This window comes from Nonomuraea sp. NPDC048901, from assembly GCF_040649695.1.
In the GTDB taxonomy this organism is placed as follows: domain Bacteria; phylum Actinomycetota; class Actinomycetes; order Streptosporangiales; family Streptosporangiaceae; genus Nonomuraea.
Window position 1 is genome coordinate 119,132 of sequence record NZ_JBEZFW010000019.1, and the last position, 14,784, is coordinate 133,915.

Consider the following 14,784-nt stretch of genomic DNA (forward strand, 5'->3'; position numbering starts at 1 on the left):
TAACGGCTCAGGGCCCCAGGTAGGCCAGGACGGCGGCGACCCGGCGGTGGACGTCGCCGCTGTTCTCCAGGCCGAGCTTGGCGAAGATGGAGTTGACGTTCTTCTCCACCGACGAGACCGACAGGTGCAGCGCCCTGGCGATGGCGCCGTTGGAGCGGCCATGTGCCATCTCACGCAGCACATCGCGCTCGCGCGACGTCAGCGCCTCCTGCTCGCCCCGCACGTCGCGCCTGGCCAGCAGCCCTTCCACCACCTTGGGGTCGATGACCGAGCCACCAGAGGCAACCGCCTTGATGGCGCCGAGCAGCTCGTCGAGGTCACCCACCCTGTCCTTGAGCAGGTAGGCGAACCCCTCGGTGCCGTGCTTGAACAGCTCGAAGGCGAACAGCGCGTCCGAGAACTGCGACAGCACCACGACCCCGACGCCCGGATGATCGGCGTGGACGCGGTGGGCGGCGTCGATCCCCTCGAACCCCTGGCGCCAGTCCCCTCCCGGCATCCGGATGTCGGTGATCACCACGTCGGGGCCGAGCCTGCGCGTGGCGTCGACCAGTTCGTCGGCGTTGCCCACCGCGCCGACGACCAGGACCTCGCCCGAGGTCTCCAGCAGCCGCCGGGTGCCCTCGCGTACCAGGTAGTGATCGTCGGCCACGATCGTGCGGATCCGCTCAGGCATCGACCGGCACCCAGGCGTTCATCCGTGTCCCTTCTCCATGTCCGCTGTCAAGATCAAGTCCGCCGCCGAGCGCGTCGAGCCGGTCGGCGAGCGTGGCCAGCCCCCGGCGGCCGACGGCCGACGGATCGAAGCCCCGCCCGTCGTCCGTGACGGTCGCACGCAGGCGGCCGTCCGCCCGCGCCAGGCGTACCTCTATCTTGGTGGCGCCCGCGTGCTTGAGCGCGTTGGCCACCGCCTCGCTCACGGTGAAGTACATCGCGCCCTCCACCTCGTCGGGGAAGCGCTGGGCGCGCAACTCCCTGCTCGCGACGACCGTGGTCGGCACCGGCAGCCGGGCGCAGCGCTCCTCCACGGCCTCCACCAGGCCGCCCTGGCTGAGCGAGCTGGGATGGATGCCGGCGGCCAGCTCCCGCAGGTCGTTGAGCGTCTGGCGGGCCTGCTCGCGCAGCTCGGCGAGCATGTCGGGGCCGCCACCGGTGGCGCGAGCCAGCTCCAGCCCGGCGATGAGCGCGACGAGTTGCTGTTGCACGCCGTCGTGGATGTTGCGCTCGATGCGCCGGCGTTCGGCCTCCTGGGCGTTGACCAGGCGTCCGGCCAGCCCGGCGCTCTGGATGGCGAGCCCCGCGGGCACGGCCAGCGCCTCCAGGAGCCGCCGGTCGCCGGCGGTGAGGCGGTCGCCGTCCCTGGGCCCGCACTCGATCCGCCCCAAACCGCCCCGCACGGGCAGCGTCAGCGCCGCGGCGCCCTCCTCCCGCCCGGCGACCACGCGGGTGCCGTCGGCGAGCGTGACCGCCGCCCACCTGACCGCCAACCCATCGCGTACGGCCGCCGCGAGCCTGCCGAGCTGCTCCACGGGCTCGGGCGTCTCCTCTAACGCCGTGCCCAGGCTCGTCAGCATCTCGTCCACGGTCGGCCGGACGTCGAACACCACGAGGAGCCGTGAGCCCCTGATGCCGATCCTGAGGTCGAGCAGCCGGTGCCTGACGACCGCGACCGCGATCGCCACGGGCAGGGACCCGAGCACGGCCAGCACGCCGACCGCCCCGGCCATCGGCGCGGCGAGCCCGAAGAGGAAGAAGGAGAGCAGCAGGAACCCGGCGAGGTTGACGGTCATTCCGGCGACCATCCAGGCGTACTGGCCGCGCTCGCCCCTTCCGCTCCGCCGCCAGCGGATCACCAGCCCGCCGAACACGACGAGGGTGATGATCCAGGTGACGAGCTGGCCGAGCGCGGACACGAGCCCGGCGACCAGGTCCGCCGAGCCGGCCAGCACCAGCTGGTCGGGCGTGGCGGAGGGAATGGGGCCGATCAGGAGGTTGCCCGTGAAGTGGACGGCGATCGCCACGGTCCCGATCCACGCGACGGGCCGCCAGCGGCGCGACGGCAACCGGCCCTCGGGGAACAGCAGCGGGACGAAGATCCACAACAGGCCGTAGTAGACGGGGAAGACCGCGACCAGCACGCGGACGACCACTGGTGCCACGTCGAGCTTGCTCAGCCCGACGCCGAAAGTGCTCACACCCAGGCAGACCGCCGTGGCCAGGAGCAGCCAGACATAGCGGATGTGCGGCCGGCGAACTGCCAGCAGCCAGCCGAGTGCCGGCAAGACCAGGCCGATGACGATGTACGCCCACTGCGTCGCAGGGGCGGGCAGGCCGCTGTCCAGCAACGCGCCCGCGATCAGACCCGCGGCCGCGGTCGCCGCGAGCAGCCCGGCCACCAACCTGGAACTCATAAGGCCCCATCGTCGCGGGGGCGGTGGGCTGCGTCTATGCGGATAACCGCACACTCGATGCGGTTATCCGCAGTCTCAAGACGGCGGCTCACCGGGTGGGGTATGCAGGACGGGGTCTGTTGAGTGGGAGGCACGTGTTCCACCTGGGTCTGAGTCGAAATCGAAGTCGAACGCGAAGCCGAAGGAGCCACCATGCACTCTCCGTCGAAGCCCGCCCTCGCTGTCGCGGTCACCGCCGTGGCCGTGTCACTGACCGCCTGCGCGACAGGGACCACCACCAGCAGCCCGCCCGGGGTCGCCGCGAACCGGCCTGACGCCGTCACCAGCCTGCCCGGGGTCGCCGCTAACCGGCCTGACGCCGTCACCAGCCTGCCCGGGGTCGCCGCTAACCGGCCTGAGGGCGTGACGAGCCTGCCCGGGGTCGCCGCGTACCGGCCTACGGGCGACACGAGCTCGCCCGTGACCGCTGTGAGCCCGCTCACGTTCTCCGCCGCTGGTAGGAACGTTCCAAGCACCCCCTCGGCGACCACCGCGCCGCCCGTGGAGATCCCCAGCACGCCCGTCGGGCAGCAGTTGCGCTGGCTGCTCGACGCCCCCGCCAGGGCGCCGATCGGGCAGGCCGAGCTGGCCGAGCACTTCGCCCCGGCGTTCCTGGAGCAGGTCCCGGCGGACAAGGTCAACGAGACCCTGGCCGGGCTGCGCGGGATCCAGCTGCAGAAGATCATCGGAGCCACGCCCGCCGCTTTGATCGCGCATGTGGTGGTCGGCGCCCAGACGCTCAAGCTGACGCTCTCGGTGGACGCCACGGGCAAGATCAACGGCGTGCGGTTCACCGAACCGGCCACGCCTCAGCCCTCCCCCACGAGCTGGGACGAGCTGGATCGGCGGGCGCGCAAGGCGGCGGCCCGCGTGGGGTTCCTCGCCGCCGAGGTCAAGCGCGATGGCACCTGCCGACCGGTCCACGCCATCGCCGGCCGGCAGGCGCGCCCGCTTGGCTCGATGTTCAAGCTGTACGTCCTCGGGGCCGTCGCCAAGAAGATCGAGCAGGGCAGGTTCTCGTGGGACACCGCGATGACGATCAAGCCCGAGCTGAAGAGCCTGCCCAGCGGCGAGCTCCAGGACCGCCCCGACAACAGCCAGGTGCCGGTGCTGGAGGCGGCCAAGATGATGATCGCCATCAGCGACAACACGGGGGCGGACCTGCTGCTCCACCAGGCCGGCCGGACGGCGGTCGAGGACCGCGTACGGTCCTGGCACGGCCAGGTGAAGCGGAACACGCCGTTCCTGACCACCAGGGAGCTGTTCGCGCTCAAGGGCGCCGACTACCCGCGATACTCCAAGGAGTTCCTGTCGCGCGACACGGCCGGGCGGCGGGACTACCTGTCGGCGGTCGTCGACAAGCTCCCGCGGTCCGGCATCAGGGCGTGGGCCGAGCCGCGCGAGCTGGACACCTTGGAGTGGTTCGGCTCCCCGGCCGACATCTGCCGCGCCTACGCGGGGCTGGCGAAGAGCCGCGACAAGCGGGTCGGCGAGATCATGTCGCAGAACCCCGGCGGGATCCAGCTGCCGGCCAAGGAGTGGCCCACCGTCTGGTACAAGGGCGGCTCCGAGCAGGGCGTGCTCGACCTGAGCTACCTGGCCCGCACGCCGTCCGGGCGCACCTTCGTGGTCACGGCCATGGCCTCCGACCCGTCCGCCGCCCTCAAGGAGGACCAGGTGTACGAGGAGCTCGTCGCACTCTCGCGGGGCGCCTTCGCCTTGCTCAAGTCGTCCTGACCCTGGGCCCTTCGGCCTCCTGGCCGCCTGAGCCCGGGCTCCTGGCGGCCGGGACCGCTCGCCTGGAATAGTTGAATTCTCAACTTGGTTGAGAACAGCAGATTCCGCCGAAGGGAGCCCGACATGCCCGCCGTCACCGTAGAGAACCCGCTCAGCCTGCCCCGCCTGCCGGAGCCGCTGACCGAGGCGCAGGGCCGCAAGGTGCTCGCCGTCGAGACCGCGCCGAGCGGCTTCGAGGGCGAGGGCTTCCCGGTACGCCGGGCCCTGGCCGCCATCAAGCCCGAGTACCTCGACCCGTTCGTGATGATGGACCAGATGGGAGAGGTCGACTACGCGGCGGGCGAGCCCAAGGGCACTCCGTGGCACCCGCACCGCGGCTTCGAGACCGTCACGTACATGATCGACGGCGTGATGGAGCACCTCGACTCCAACGGAGGCGGCGGCACGATCACGAACGGCGACACCCAGTGGATGACCGCCGGCGCCGGCATCCTGCACAAGGAGGCGCCGCCGGAGTGGCTGGTGCAGCAGGGCGGGCTGTTCCACGGCATCCAGCTGTGGGTGAACCTGCCGGGCGCCAAGAAGATGATCGCCCCGAAATATCAGGACATCGGAAGCTCCAGCGTCGCGCTGCTCAGCAGCCATGACGGCGGCGCCCTGATCCGCCTCATCGCGGGCGACCTGGCCGGGAACACCGGGCCCGGCAGCACCCAGACGCCGATCACCCTGCTGCACGCCACGATCAGCCCGGGTGCGCGGCTGACCATGCCGTGGCGCAAGGACTTCAACGCCCTCGCCTACGTCCTGTCGGGACGCGGCACGGTCGGGACCGAGCGGCGCCCGCTGGTCAGCGGCCAGCTGGCCGTGTTCGACGGCTTCGGCGACCGTCCGGGGCTGACCACGTCGGGTGAGACGATCACGCTGTCGGCGAAGGACACGATGGAGGTCATCATCCTCGGCGGTCAGCCGATCGGCGAGCCGGTGGCCCATTACGGCCCGTTCGTCATGAACACCCGCGCCGAGCTGGCCCAGGCTTTCGAGGACTATCAGGCGGGGCGTCTGGGCTCCATTCCCGCCGCCTGATTACGAGAATCGCATTGAGCGGCCCGCTATTAAGCGGGTCGCTATCGAGTAGGTCGCTATTGACCGGGCGCTATTGAGCGCGCCGCCAAGTCATTGGAACTGGGCCGCCGTTATTCACGGCGGCCCATTGTGTTCAAAGGGCGACGCGGCGGTTACGGACGGACCACCGTCTTCTTCGGCCCGCAGTGGTCGAATTTCACCTTGTACGGCTTGCTCACACAGGCCCAGAGCTCGATCTTGCCGTGCGACATGCGCCTGGTCCGCTGCTCAAGGCAGTCCTGGTTCTTGTAGTAGTTGGCGTACTGGTAGGTGTGCCCCTGGTATCTGACTTTGGCCATCGCGTAGCGGTGGTCGGCGTTCCGGTCGCAGACGATGATTCTCGTGTCGCTCTCCAATTGAGCTTCGGCGAGCACGCCCCCGTGCCCGTCATTCAGGGATGCGCGGGGAATCGCCCGTGCGGTTGCCGAAGCGGCGGCGGTGCCCACGGTGGCGAGCGCCAGTCCGGCGATGGCGGTGACGAGTAGCAGCCTTTTCACAATGCCCCCTGTCGTTTTGCATTTCCGTAGGAAAGACGACGGCATCGGCGGCAAAGTTCATAAAAAGTGCGAGCCGATTTCGGCGCGCTCGTCGAGGGCGGCCCATGGCCGGACGGCCCCGCCGGTCGCGAGGAGGCCCGTCCGGGAGCCCTGCGAACCCGGCTCCGGCCGGTCGACAAGTAGTGAAGTACGTACTAATGTGCTGCTTCATCATGAACGACGTACATAAATCAGATTTCCACACTGACCCCGATGGAAGCCTCTTCGATCCCGCGACCAGGACCGCCATGCGGCAGTTCACCGGCGGAGGCGACACCGCCGCGCTGGAGGCCGCGGCCGCCGTTCGCACCGCCTTCCACGCCATCGAGCGGATGCGCGCCCATGGCAGCCAGGGCAGAGGGTTGAGCTCCGGCGCGATGGACCTGCTGATGCGGCTCGGCGCCGCCGATGGGGACGGAGTGAGCATCGGGGAGCTGGCCCAGTCCGCGGGTGTCAGCTCCCGTAACGTGACCGGGCTGGTCGACACGCTGGAGCGTGAGGGTCTGGTGCGGCGGGTCCCGGACCAGCGGGATCGGCGCTCGGTCCTGGCCCAGATCACGGCAGAGGGACGGGATTGGATCAAGGCGTTCAGCGAGCCGTCGCAGCGGGCGATGACGGCGATGTTCAGGGACTTCACGACCGACGACCTGACCCGGTTCCGGGACCTGTGCCTGCGGGTGGCCGACAATCAGCGCCGGCTCGCGCAGTATCTGGAAGGTGCCTCATGAGCGGCGAGAACACGACGCGTGAGGTCGTACGCGGCTACCACGAGGCGCGCTTCCGTGGCGATGTGGCCACGGCCGCCGCGCTCATCGGTGACGGGTTCAGCTTCCGGAGCCCGCTCATGAGCTCCGACGACGCCGCCGGCCACCTGGCCGGGATCACCGGCTTCGTCCAGGTGGTCACCGGCGTCGACCTGATCAGCGAGCTTTACGGCGAGTCGGAGGCCACGCTCGTGTACGACGTGCACACCGCCACGCCGGTGGGCACCCAGCGCACCGCCGAGCACTTCCAGCTCGTCGACGGCCGGATCGTCTCCATCATGCTGATCTTCGACGCCACGCCGTGGCAGCCGATGAGACAAGTGATGGGCTGAGCCGAGCTGAGCTGACAGGCGAACTGGGCCGACGAGCTGGGCTCAGCTGACGGGCTGGGCGCGGTCAGGGGGACGGCAGGGCGGCGGCGGTCTGGCGCCAGATCCTGCCGTCCTTGATCACTAGCGTGCCGAACGTGGTGACCTTGTTGCCGGCGATGGTCATGAGGGCGTTGTAGAAGATGACGTCGTCCACCGCCTGGATGGACATGACCTCGACGACCTGCGGCTCGGCGGCCAGATAGGCGCCGAACAGCTCCCGGATCTCCACCGCTCCCCTGGCCACGCGGTCGAAGCGGACGACCATGGCCTCCTCGTGGTACTGCGCCAGCAGGGCCTCCAGGTCCCGATCCGCGATAGCGGCCAGTTGGCGGTCGAACAGCTCCATCACGGTCATGCCTCTCCTCCGGGCAGGGGACGGCGAAGATCGTAGGCGACCTGCGCTCCGCCGTACAAGAGAATCAAGGGGAGCGCCAGCGCGGCCGGGAGCGCGGACGTGACGAGCGTGAGCACGGCGGCCGCCATGCGGATGCCGGTCGCGAGCCGGTCGCCGGAGCACAGGTGCTGGAGGCCGAGGGTGACGAACACCACCGCGGCGGGCACCCCGACGGCCCAGCCCGTCCCCGGGTGGGTGATCGCGTGCTCGACACCGATGCCGAACGCGACAAGGCCCAGCGACAGCGGCAGATGGGAGTAGACCCAGACCTGTCCGGCCAGCTGGGTACGCAGCACCACCGACTCGTCTATGTGCCCGAAATACAGCCACCAGAACGCCATGGCGATCGCGATGCCCGCGAGGGCGATCAGCAGTGTGCCGGGCGTGACCGCGTGGCTCTTCAGCCCGACCACCACCGCGGCGACGACCTCGCCCAGCACGATCACCACGAACAGCCCGAACCGCTCGGGCAGGTGCTCACTCTGCGGCGGCAGCGCGCCCTGGTACCGTCGCGCCAGGAGCGGCGTGGCCAGATCGATGACCATGGCGACGGCCCACAGGACATAGCGCAGCGGCGGCTCGACGGCCAGCGACGCCGTCCAGATGACCACCGACACCGTGAACCCGGCCACATAGCTGCTGGTCAGCGACCGCCCTTCGGGAACATGCCGCCCGGCGCGCAGGTAGGCCACGATGAGCAGGATCCGCACGGCCACGTAGGAGAGGGCGAACAACGCGGAACGCTGCTCAATGTCGCCCAAGCTCGCGGCCATCGTGCCAACGGCCAGGATTTGGGGTAATACGAGCAGGCGATGGCTCACGTCATCGGTGTCGAACCTGTTCGCGTAGAACACGTAGCCCGCCCAGGCCCACCAGATGGGCACGAACAGCCCTATGAACGCCAGAATCCGCCCTGGTTCAGTCCCCTCGGCCAGCACATCGGCCAACTCGGCCACGGCCACCACGAACACCAGGTCATAGAGCAGCTCCAGCCAGGTGGCCCGTCGCTGCACTCCCTCGAACAGCCGTAACCTAGGCGGCTGCCAACTCCTGCTCACCCGTACCTCCGCATGTAATCGTGTAATTATGTCGCCCTGGAGGTCTGGTGTGCACGACACCGGCTGAGTATGGGGTACTCAGGACAGACCCCATTATCCGGCCTACCTTCGCGGAAGGACGGACGATGGGGGGACACCATGCACTTCGTTCCATTAGCGCCGGATGCGCTGGCCAAGCTGGAGACCCGCTTCTACGAGCTGAAGGCGGCCGGGCTGCTGCCCGAGCACCTGACGTTCGAGGACTACTACGCGATGTGGCGTTCCGAGCGGCGTGGGCCGCGCTCGGTGGGCCTGGATGACGGCAACCTCACCCCGCAGGCTCCCGACGTGAGCCTGATCAACCGGCCGCCGAAGAAGCTCAAGGGTGTCATCAAGACACTGGTCCTGCTGGTCGACTTCGATGACCGGCCGCACGATCCGGCTCATGACGCGGAGCACTTCAGGCGGCTGCTGTTCGGCACTCAGCCGGGCAGCATGCGCGACTTCTACCGGAAGGTCAGCGGCTTCAGCGACGACCACGGCATCGACGTGCAGGGCGAGGTGTTCGGCTGGTTCCGGCTGCCGCAGACGCTGGCCTTCTACGCCAACAACAAGTCGGGGCTGGACGAGGACCACTTCCCGCGCAACGCCCAGGGTATGGCGCGGGACGCCGTGCAGGCCGCTCTGGCGGCGGGCGTCGAGATCGACCCCTCCTACGACGTACTCGACGAGCACCAGGTCACCGCGCTGTTCGTCGTGCACGCCGGCCCGGGCGCCGAGACCTTCGCCGACGCCGAGGGGCTCCAGTACATCTGGAGCCTGAAGTGGACCGTCGGCGACGAGCCCATCTCGGTCGGGCCCGACCTGGAGGTGAGCACCTTCCTGACCGTGCCCGAGGACTGCAACGTCGGCGTCTGCGCCCACGAGTGGGGGCACCTGGCGGCGCGCTGGGCCGACTACTACGACACCGACCGGGCGCAGACCGGCGCCAAGTCACACGGGCTGGGCAACTTCTGCCTGATGGCGGCCGGCTCGTGGGGCAACCGCGGCGTCACGCCCGTGTACCCGACCAGCATGCTGCGCATGTTCCACGACTGGGTCACCCCACGGCTGGTCACCGAGACCACCCACCGCATCACGCTCCGGCCGGTGGCCGAGGGCGGTGACTTCATCGTCATCCGTAACGATCGGACGATGAAAGACTCGCAGTACATCGTCGTCGAATACCGCCGCAAGCGGGGCCAGGACGAGTTCCTGCCCGACCAGGGCATCGCGGCCTACGTCGTGGACGAGGCCATTCCCAACGTCGACGACGAGCGGCGCCTGGCGATCGAGCTGATGCAGGCCGACGGCCTGCGCCAGCTCGCCCAGATCGGCAGCCTGGGGAACAGAGGTGACGCCAACGACCTGTATCCCTCACTGGGCAACACGAGCATCGGCCGGGACACCAGGCCCCCGCTCGATCTGCCCGGGGGCGGATGGACCGGCGTGACCATCGAGGTCTCCGGCACGCCGGGCGATGACGAGATGACGATCGACGTCGTGGTCAGCTCGTAAGGGCGGTCCATGACGGAGGCCGGGTACGGCAGATGCTGGGCGAGTGCCGCGACCGCCCAGCATCTGCCGTGACCGGCTCTATCTCGTCGCACGCACCGACCGCGGTCGACGAGACTCCCGTCGCACTTGCGCTGACAGCGGTCCACGAACCTCTCGCCATACGTGCCCACACTGGCCTACGAATGGCCCCGCGAGCGGCCAAGAGTGCGCACGTCACGGCGCCCAGCCCCGTGAACCGCAGGAGCGTGCCCCTGGACGGAGCCCAGGTGGGACGGTGGGTGGGGTGGGTATGGCCGGCCGTAAAAGATGGTCGGCCAAAAGATCAGTTGAGCGTGAGGCAGGCGATGCGCGGGGCGGGCTGCTCGGAGGGGGTGGTCGGCCTGGCGTGGAGGACCAAGGAGTGGGGCACCTCGCCCGTCAGCGGCCAGTCGTGGCGGGCGGTGGCGCGCCCGGCGCCGGAGCCGTCCGTCTTCAGGTCCAGCCACACCTCGCTGGTGGCGTCGGCTCGGCCGGCTATGTGCTGGAAGTGCGCCCCCGCGTCGGCGGGGCCCTTTCCGCAGGGCGCGACATGGAGGTGGGCGCCGTATCGATGGTTGGGCACCAGGCCCTCCACCACCAGCGAGGTCACCGTCTTGCCGCCCGTGGACTCGGCGGTCACGCTCGCCTGAGCCCCCTTGGGCACCAGCTTGCGGTTGTACACGATGGCCATCGTGGTGCGCGGCTTGAACACTCCGGCGCCAGTGAGCGTGGTGGGCGCCGCGGCGGCGTCGGAGCTGTGGACGGCGTTTCCCACGGGCGCGTCGGCCTCGGGATCGGCCGGGCTCTGCGCACAGCCCGCGACCGCCAGGGCGAGCAACAACGCGGCCGAACCCGCCCTCAGCGGGCGAGCGACCCCACGGGCCGTGACGCCCGGCCGGACGGTCCCACCGACGGTGTCGCGGGCAGTCGCGCAGTCTGTGTCGAGTGGGGCGGCGGACTGCTCCACGACGACGAAGTCGGGGTAGCCGGGGCTCAGCTGCGCGCGAGGCTTGCGGGCGCGCGCCCTCAGTGACCGGACGGACGCGGGCATCCGCTGTGCGATGGCAGGCGTGGGCAGGCGCATGGGAACCCCCAAAGCGGTGACGAGCCCTGGCCAGGCTCACGGGGCCACCACTCTAACCAGTAACCGACCCACTACGCACCGTGTTTGGCGACGATCCCGTCGATGAGTCCGGCCAGGGTGAAGTCGTTCTCCGTGAGCCGCCCCTTGTCGTGGGTGGTCAGCGAGAGGTGCAGTTTGCGCCACCGGATGTCGATGTCGGGATGGTGGTTCATCTCTTCTGCCTGGACCGCGATCTCGTCGACGATCCGGATGGCCGTGGGGAAGTCGGGCGCGGTGATCGTACGCCGGATCTCCTCGCCCTCCCTGCGCCATTCGGGCAGGTCGTTGAGCTTGCTGTCGACGTCCATAAGCTCACGTTACTTCAGCGCCCCCGCGCCGAGGCCGGACTGGATCTGGCGTTGGAAGATGATGTAGACGATCATCACCGGGATGATCGCCATGCTGAGGGCGGCGAACAGGCTCGGCCAGTCCGCCTCGTACCCGGCGATGGTGGAGATGTCGGCGATGCCCTGGGTGATGACCCACTTGTCCTTGTCGTCCGTGAGCAGGACCAGGGGCAGCAGGTATTGGTTCCATTGGCCGAGCACGTTGAAGATGGTGATGCTGATCAGGCCGGGCTTGGCCATGGGGAGCATGATCTGGAAGAACGTGCGGGTGTGGGAGGCGCCGTCGATCGCCGCCGCTTCGGCCACGGTGTCCGGCAGTGTACGGAAAAATGCGGCCATGAAGAAGACCGTGAACGGCAGCGAGTACGCGATGTAGACCAGGATGAGCCCGATGTGGGAGTTCAGCAGCCCGAGCTGGAGGACGACGAAGAACAGCGGCCCCAGCGCCAGGAAGATCGGGAACGCCATCCCCGCCACAAAGAAGTAATAAATCACCCTGTTGCCGAAAAACTGGTAGCGGGCCAGCACATACGCCGCCATCGAGCCGAACAGCATCGTCCCCAAAGTGCTGAAAAATACGACGACAACGGTGTTGAGCATGTACTGCCCCACGTGGGCCTTGTCCCAGGCCCTCCCCCAGGCGTCGAGCCGCAACTGACCGGGCAGCTGAAGCGCGTCCCCGAAGATCTCCGTGTTGTTCTTGAACGACGCGAGGAACGTCCAGAGCAGCGGCAGGATGATCAGCAGCGCCCAGATGAAGAGCGCCAGATGCGAAAGGCCGCCAAGGACCCCGAGCCGGGGTCTGGCCGGACGAGGCGTGGCCATGTCGGAGGAAGTCGATGCCATGTCAGAGCTCGATCCTCTCGCGCCGCGTGGTGCGCAAGGTCAGCACCGCGAACGTCACGGTGAGAAAGAACAGCACGACCCCCATCGCCGAGGCGTAGCCGACCTTGGAATAGGTGAACGCGGTCTTCCATATCTCCACGGGCAGCACGGTCGTCGCCCCGTCGGGCTCTCCTTTGTCCCCGGCGAGTACGAGGATCAGCGCGAACCCGTCGAACGCCGCGATCCCCAAATACACCCAGCCCACCTGGATGGTGTCGCGCAGCAGTGGCAGCGTTATCGAGAAGAACAGCCGCGCCCGCCCGGCCCCGTCGAGCGCCGCCGCCTCGAAATAGTCCTTCGGAATGGCGGCCATTCCCGCCGAGAAGAGCACCACGTAGAATCCGACGGCCTGCCAGATCATCACCGCCAGAATCGCCCAGAGGGCCAGGTTCGGCTCGATCAGCCAGCCGACGGGATCGAGGCCCAGCTTGACCAGGAGTCCGTTGATCACGCCGCTCTCGTCGGGCCGGTAGACCGCCTTGAACAGCACCCCGACCACGGCCACGGCGAGCACCTGGGGGAAGAAGAACACCACCCGATAGAACCTCGACCCCCAGATCCCCTTCATTCCCGCGCCGCGCGTTCCCCCGCCCAGGTTCAGTAGGAACGCGAAGAACAACGCGATGGCGACCGTCACGAGCGGCAGCACGAGCAGCAGGATTCCGTGATTGCGCAGGGCCCGCCAGAAGACCTCGTCCCCGAATAACCGGGTGAAGTTGTCCAGCCCGATGTAGTGCAGCCGCGACTTGTAGCCGTTCCAGTCCGTCAGGGAGATCTGGAACGCCTGGATGTAGGGGCTGATCACGAACACCGAGTAGAGAGCGACAGGAACGGCGAGAAACGCGGCGACGAACCCGTACTTGCGCAACCGCTCCATGGGCTAGTTGCTCCGCGTCTGCTTGACGACGGACGAGTCCTTCTTGATGGCGTCCGCCTTCTTCTGCATGTTCTGGCAGAACTTCTCGGGCGTGATGCGCCCGGCCATGACCACGTTTATCTGCTGGGTGCCGTAGTCGAACAACTCCTTGTACCAGCCCTCGAAACGGGCGTCGGTGATGATGTTCTGGCCGGCGGCGTCCTGTGCCTTGGCCGCGCTCTTGAGGCCGGGGGTGAGATCCAGCCCCTCGGCCGCGCCGTTGACCACGGTGAGGTTCAGCGTCTTCTCGGTGAAGCCCTTGGCCCCTTCCTTCGACAGCATGATGCGGAGATACTCCAGGCCGCCCTGCGGGTTCTTGCCTTTGGCGGAGACGAAGAAGTTCTCGCCGACCCCCACCTGGATGGCCCCGTACGGCATCTTGTCGGCGGCGGTGACATCGGGGATCGGCGCGATGGCGTACTCGAAGTCCTTGGGCTTGTCCTTGGCCATCTCGTTCTCGATCCACGAGCCGACCGGGTAGAAGAGCAGCTTGTTCTGGAGCTGCTTGACCTGGGTCTGGGTGTGGTCGAGGCCGAAGTACGCCTTATCGCCATAAAGCGTCTGGATCTCCACCCAGGCGGTCACCGACTGCTTCACCGGCTCGGCGTTCCAGGCGTTGTCGACCAGGTTGTCGATGTCGATGAGGACCTGGTTGCCGCCGATCTTGGCGGCCGTGTAGAGGGCGTTCCAGAGCTGGTAGTACGGGCCCTTCTGCCCGGGATAGGCGAACAGCAGGATGCCTTCCTTCTTCGCCGTGTCGCCGAGCGCCTTGAACTCCGCCCACGTCTTAGGAAGCGCCCACCCCTTGTCCGCGAAGAGCTTGGCGTTGTACCAGAGCGCGCGGTGGGAGACGGTGTAGTTGAGGACCAGGTCCTTGTCGTCGATCTTCGCGTTGTCCAGTACGGCCGGCGTCACGGTGTCGCGGACCTTCTTGGCCGGGTCGTCCAAGGACGGCGCGTCGAACAGCGCGGTCAGGTCGGCCAGCTGGCCCTCGCCGGCCATGGCGGCCAGGTCGAGCGCCTCGGGGCCCGAGTTGTTGACCACATCGGGCACGTCGCCGCTGGCGAAGCGCGGGCGCAGCTGGGTGCCGATCTGCTGGGTCGCGTTGTGCTTGACCGTCGCGCCGGGGAACCTCTTCTCGTACATCTTCTCGTGCAGGTCCTTGGCGTACGCGTCGCCGTAGCCACCGCTGAAGATCGTGACCTCCAGCGGCTTCTTGGCGTCGACGCCGAACGGGTTCTTCGGGTCGGCGGAGACGGCGATCGAGCCGGTCGGCGTCACGGTGGGCTCGTCGCCGGCACCGCTGGTGGCGCAGGCGCTCAGCAGGCCCGCGCCGGGGCCGGCGACGAACGCGGTCATGCCGATTCGGCGCAGCAGCTGACGCCGAGTGATCTCTCCCGGGTGGGTCATGGGGGCTCCTGAAGAGGACGAATTAGGAAAGTTTCCTAACCGTTTGCCCGAAGGTACGAACGGCCGGGCGCACTCGTCAAGGGGCGCAATCGAGCCGTAACACCTTTGCCGCGATCC

The 14,784-nt window shown here is 68.3% G+C and carries 15 protein-coding genes; 5 read left to right on the plus strand and 10 right to left on the minus strand.

All coding sequences use genetic code 11. The annotated features are described in order from the left end of the window. Positions 1–7 precede the first annotated feature (7 nt). Entirely contained in the window at positions 8–676 is a 669-nt protein-coding gene (locus AB0C30_RS45850) for a response regulator transcription factor (RefSeq protein ID WP_357956092.1), read from the minus strand. Then, positions 669–2,411: a sensor histidine kinase gene (locus AB0C30_RS45855; RefSeq protein WP_357956094.1), complete on the minus strand. Its 1,743-nt coding sequence runs from the start codon at positions 2,409–2,411 to the stop codon at positions 669–671. The genes AB0C30_RS45850 and AB0C30_RS45855 overlap by 8 nt, the downstream gene beginning before the upstream one ends. Positions 2,412–2,603: 192 nt before the next feature. Between AB0C30_RS45855 and AB0C30_RS45860 the strand changes: the two genes are divergently transcribed. Beyond that, on the plus strand, positions 2,604–4,187 hold the full coding sequence (locus AB0C30_RS45860; RefSeq protein ID WP_357956096.1) for a serine hydrolase: 1,584 nt from the start codon (positions 2,604–2,606) through the stop codon (positions 4,185–4,187). 123 nt (positions 4,188–4,310) lie between these two features. Continuing rightward, complete coding sequence (locus tag AB0C30_RS45865; protein ID WP_357956099.1) at positions 4,311–5,270, plus strand: pirin family protein; 960 nt, start codon at positions 4,311–4,313, stop codon at positions 5,268–5,270. A gap of 152 nt (positions 5,271–5,422) precedes the next feature. Here AB0C30_RS45865 and AB0C30_RS45870 read toward each other — a convergent pair whose 3' ends face one another. Continuing rightward, positions 5,423–5,806 (minus strand): hypothetical protein, encoded by a 384-nt coding sequence (locus AB0C30_RS45870; protein ID WP_357956102.1) that lies wholly within the window; start codon positions 5,804–5,806, stop codon positions 5,423–5,425. A 212-nt stretch (positions 5,807–6,018) separates the two neighbouring features. Between AB0C30_RS45870 and AB0C30_RS45875 the strand changes: the two genes are divergently transcribed. Together AB0C30_RS45875 and AB0C30_RS45880 are read left to right on the plus strand one after the other, a co-directional pair. Continuing rightward, positions 6,019–6,573 carry a MarR family transcriptional regulator gene (locus AB0C30_RS45875; protein ID WP_357956105.1) on the plus strand — a complete coding sequence of 185 codons (555 nt, stop codon included), beginning with the start codon at positions 6,019–6,021 and terminating at the stop codon, positions 6,571–6,573. Further along, a complete protein-coding gene (locus tag AB0C30_RS45880; RefSeq protein ID WP_357956107.1) occupies positions 6,570–6,941 on the plus strand; it encodes a hypothetical protein in 372 nt (123 codons plus the stop codon). The genes AB0C30_RS45875 and AB0C30_RS45880 overlap by 4 nt, the downstream gene beginning before the upstream one ends. A gap of 64 nt (positions 6,942–7,005) precedes the next feature. Here AB0C30_RS45880 and AB0C30_RS45885 read toward each other — a convergent pair whose 3' ends face one another. Together AB0C30_RS45885 and AB0C30_RS45890 are read right to left on the minus strand one after the other, a co-directional pair. After that, a complete protein-coding gene (locus AB0C30_RS45885) occupies positions 7,006–7,335 on the minus strand; it encodes a nuclear transport factor 2 family protein (protein WP_357956110.1) in 330 nt (109 codons plus the stop codon). After that, positions 7,332–8,432, minus strand: a complete 1,101-nt coding sequence (locus AB0C30_RS45890; RefSeq protein WP_357956112.1) for a low temperature requirement protein A — start codon at positions 8,430–8,432, stop codon at positions 7,332–7,334. The genes AB0C30_RS45885 and AB0C30_RS45890 overlap by 4 nt, the downstream gene beginning before the upstream one ends. A gap of 138 nt (positions 8,433–8,570) precedes the next feature. On the opposite strand from AB0C30_RS45890, the gene AB0C30_RS45895 reads away from it, so the two are divergent. Next, positions 8,571–9,968, plus strand: a complete 1,398-nt coding sequence (locus AB0C30_RS45895) for a M6 family metalloprotease domain-containing protein (protein WP_357956114.1) — start codon at positions 8,571–8,573, stop codon at positions 9,966–9,968. A gap of 322 nt (positions 9,969–10,290) precedes the next feature. On the opposite strand, the gene AB0C30_RS45900 is transcribed toward AB0C30_RS45895, so the two are convergent. From AB0C30_RS45900 to ngcE, 5 genes are all read right to left on the minus strand, one after another. Then, positions 10,291–11,070, minus strand: a complete 780-nt coding sequence (locus tag AB0C30_RS45900; protein WP_357956116.1) for a hypothetical protein — start codon at positions 11,068–11,070, stop codon at positions 10,291–10,293. 71 nt (positions 11,071–11,141) lie between these two features. Beyond that, positions 11,142–11,417: a 4a-hydroxytetrahydrobiopterin dehydratase gene (locus AB0C30_RS45905; protein WP_357956118.1), complete on the minus strand. Its 276-nt coding sequence runs from the start codon at positions 11,415–11,417 to the stop codon at positions 11,142–11,144. Between the two features lie 9 nt (positions 11,418–11,426). Next, entirely contained in the window at positions 11,427–12,302 is an 876-nt protein-coding gene (locus AB0C30_RS45910) for a carbohydrate ABC transporter permease (protein ID WP_357956121.1), read from the minus strand. Between the two features lies 1 nt (position 12,303). Next, positions 12,304–13,218 carry a sugar ABC transporter permease gene (locus AB0C30_RS45915; RefSeq protein ID WP_357956123.1) on the minus strand — a complete coding sequence of 305 codons (915 nt, stop codon included), beginning with the start codon at positions 13,216–13,218 and terminating at the stop codon, positions 12,304–12,306. Positions 13,219–13,221: 3 nt separating this feature from the next. Next, entirely contained in the window at positions 13,222–14,667 is a 1,446-nt protein-coding gene (gene ngcE / locus AB0C30_RS45920; RefSeq protein WP_357956125.1) for an N-acetylglucosamine/diacetylchitobiose ABC transporter substrate-binding protein, read from the minus strand. Positions 14,668–14,784: the final 117 nt, after the last annotated feature.

Excerpts from the sequence above, each read along its gene's own strand:
- AB0C30_RS45895 (WP_357956114.1), top strand. The coding sequence starts at position 8,571 with ATGCACTTCGTTCCATTAGCGCCGGATGCGCTGGCCAAGCTGGAGACC.
- AB0C30_RS45860 (WP_357956096.1), top strand. The coding sequence starts at position 2,604 with ATGCACTCTCCGTCGAAGCCCGCCCTCGCTGTCGCGGTCACCGCCGTG.
- AB0C30_RS45865 (WP_357956099.1), top strand. The coding sequence starts at position 4,311 with ATGCCCGCCGTCACCGTAGAGAACCCGCTCAGCCTGCCCCGCCTGCCG.
- AB0C30_RS45880 (WP_357956107.1), top strand. The coding sequence starts at position 6,570 with ATGAGCGGCGAGAACACGACGCGTGAGGTCGTACGCGGCTACCACGAG.
- AB0C30_RS45900 (WP_357956116.1), bottom strand. The coding sequence starts at position 11,070 with ATGCGCCTGCCCACGCCTGCCATCGCACAGCGGATGCCCGCGTCCGTC.
- AB0C30_RS45905 (WP_357956118.1), bottom strand. The coding sequence starts at position 11,417 with ATGGACGTCGACAGCAAGCTCAACGACCTGCCCGAATGGCGCAGGGAG.
- AB0C30_RS45915 (WP_357956123.1), bottom strand. The coding sequence starts at position 13,218 with ATGGAGCGGTTGCGCAAGTACGGGTTCGTCGCCGCGTTTCTCGCCGTT.
- ngcE (WP_357956125.1), bottom strand. The coding sequence starts at position 14,667 with ATGACCCACCCGGGAGAGATCACTCGGCGTCAGCTGCTGCGCCGAATC.
- AB0C30_RS45910 (WP_357956121.1), bottom strand. The coding sequence starts at position 12,302 with ATGGCATCGACTTCCTCCGACATGGCCACGCCTCGTCCGGCCAGACCC.
- AB0C30_RS45850 (WP_357956092.1), bottom strand. The coding sequence starts at position 676 with ATGCCTGAGCGGATCCGCACGATCGTGGCCGACGATCACTACCTGGTA.
- AB0C30_RS45875 (WP_357956105.1), top strand. The coding sequence starts at position 6,019 with ATGAACGACGTACATAAATCAGATTTCCACACTGACCCCGATGGAAGC.
- AB0C30_RS45885 (WP_357956110.1), bottom strand. The coding sequence starts at position 7,335 with ATGACCGTGATGGAGCTGTTCGACCGCCAACTGGCCGCTATCGCGGAT.
- AB0C30_RS45855 (WP_357956094.1), bottom strand. The coding sequence starts at position 2,411 with ATGAGTTCCAGGTTGGTGGCCGGGCTGCTCGCGGCGACCGCGGCCGCG.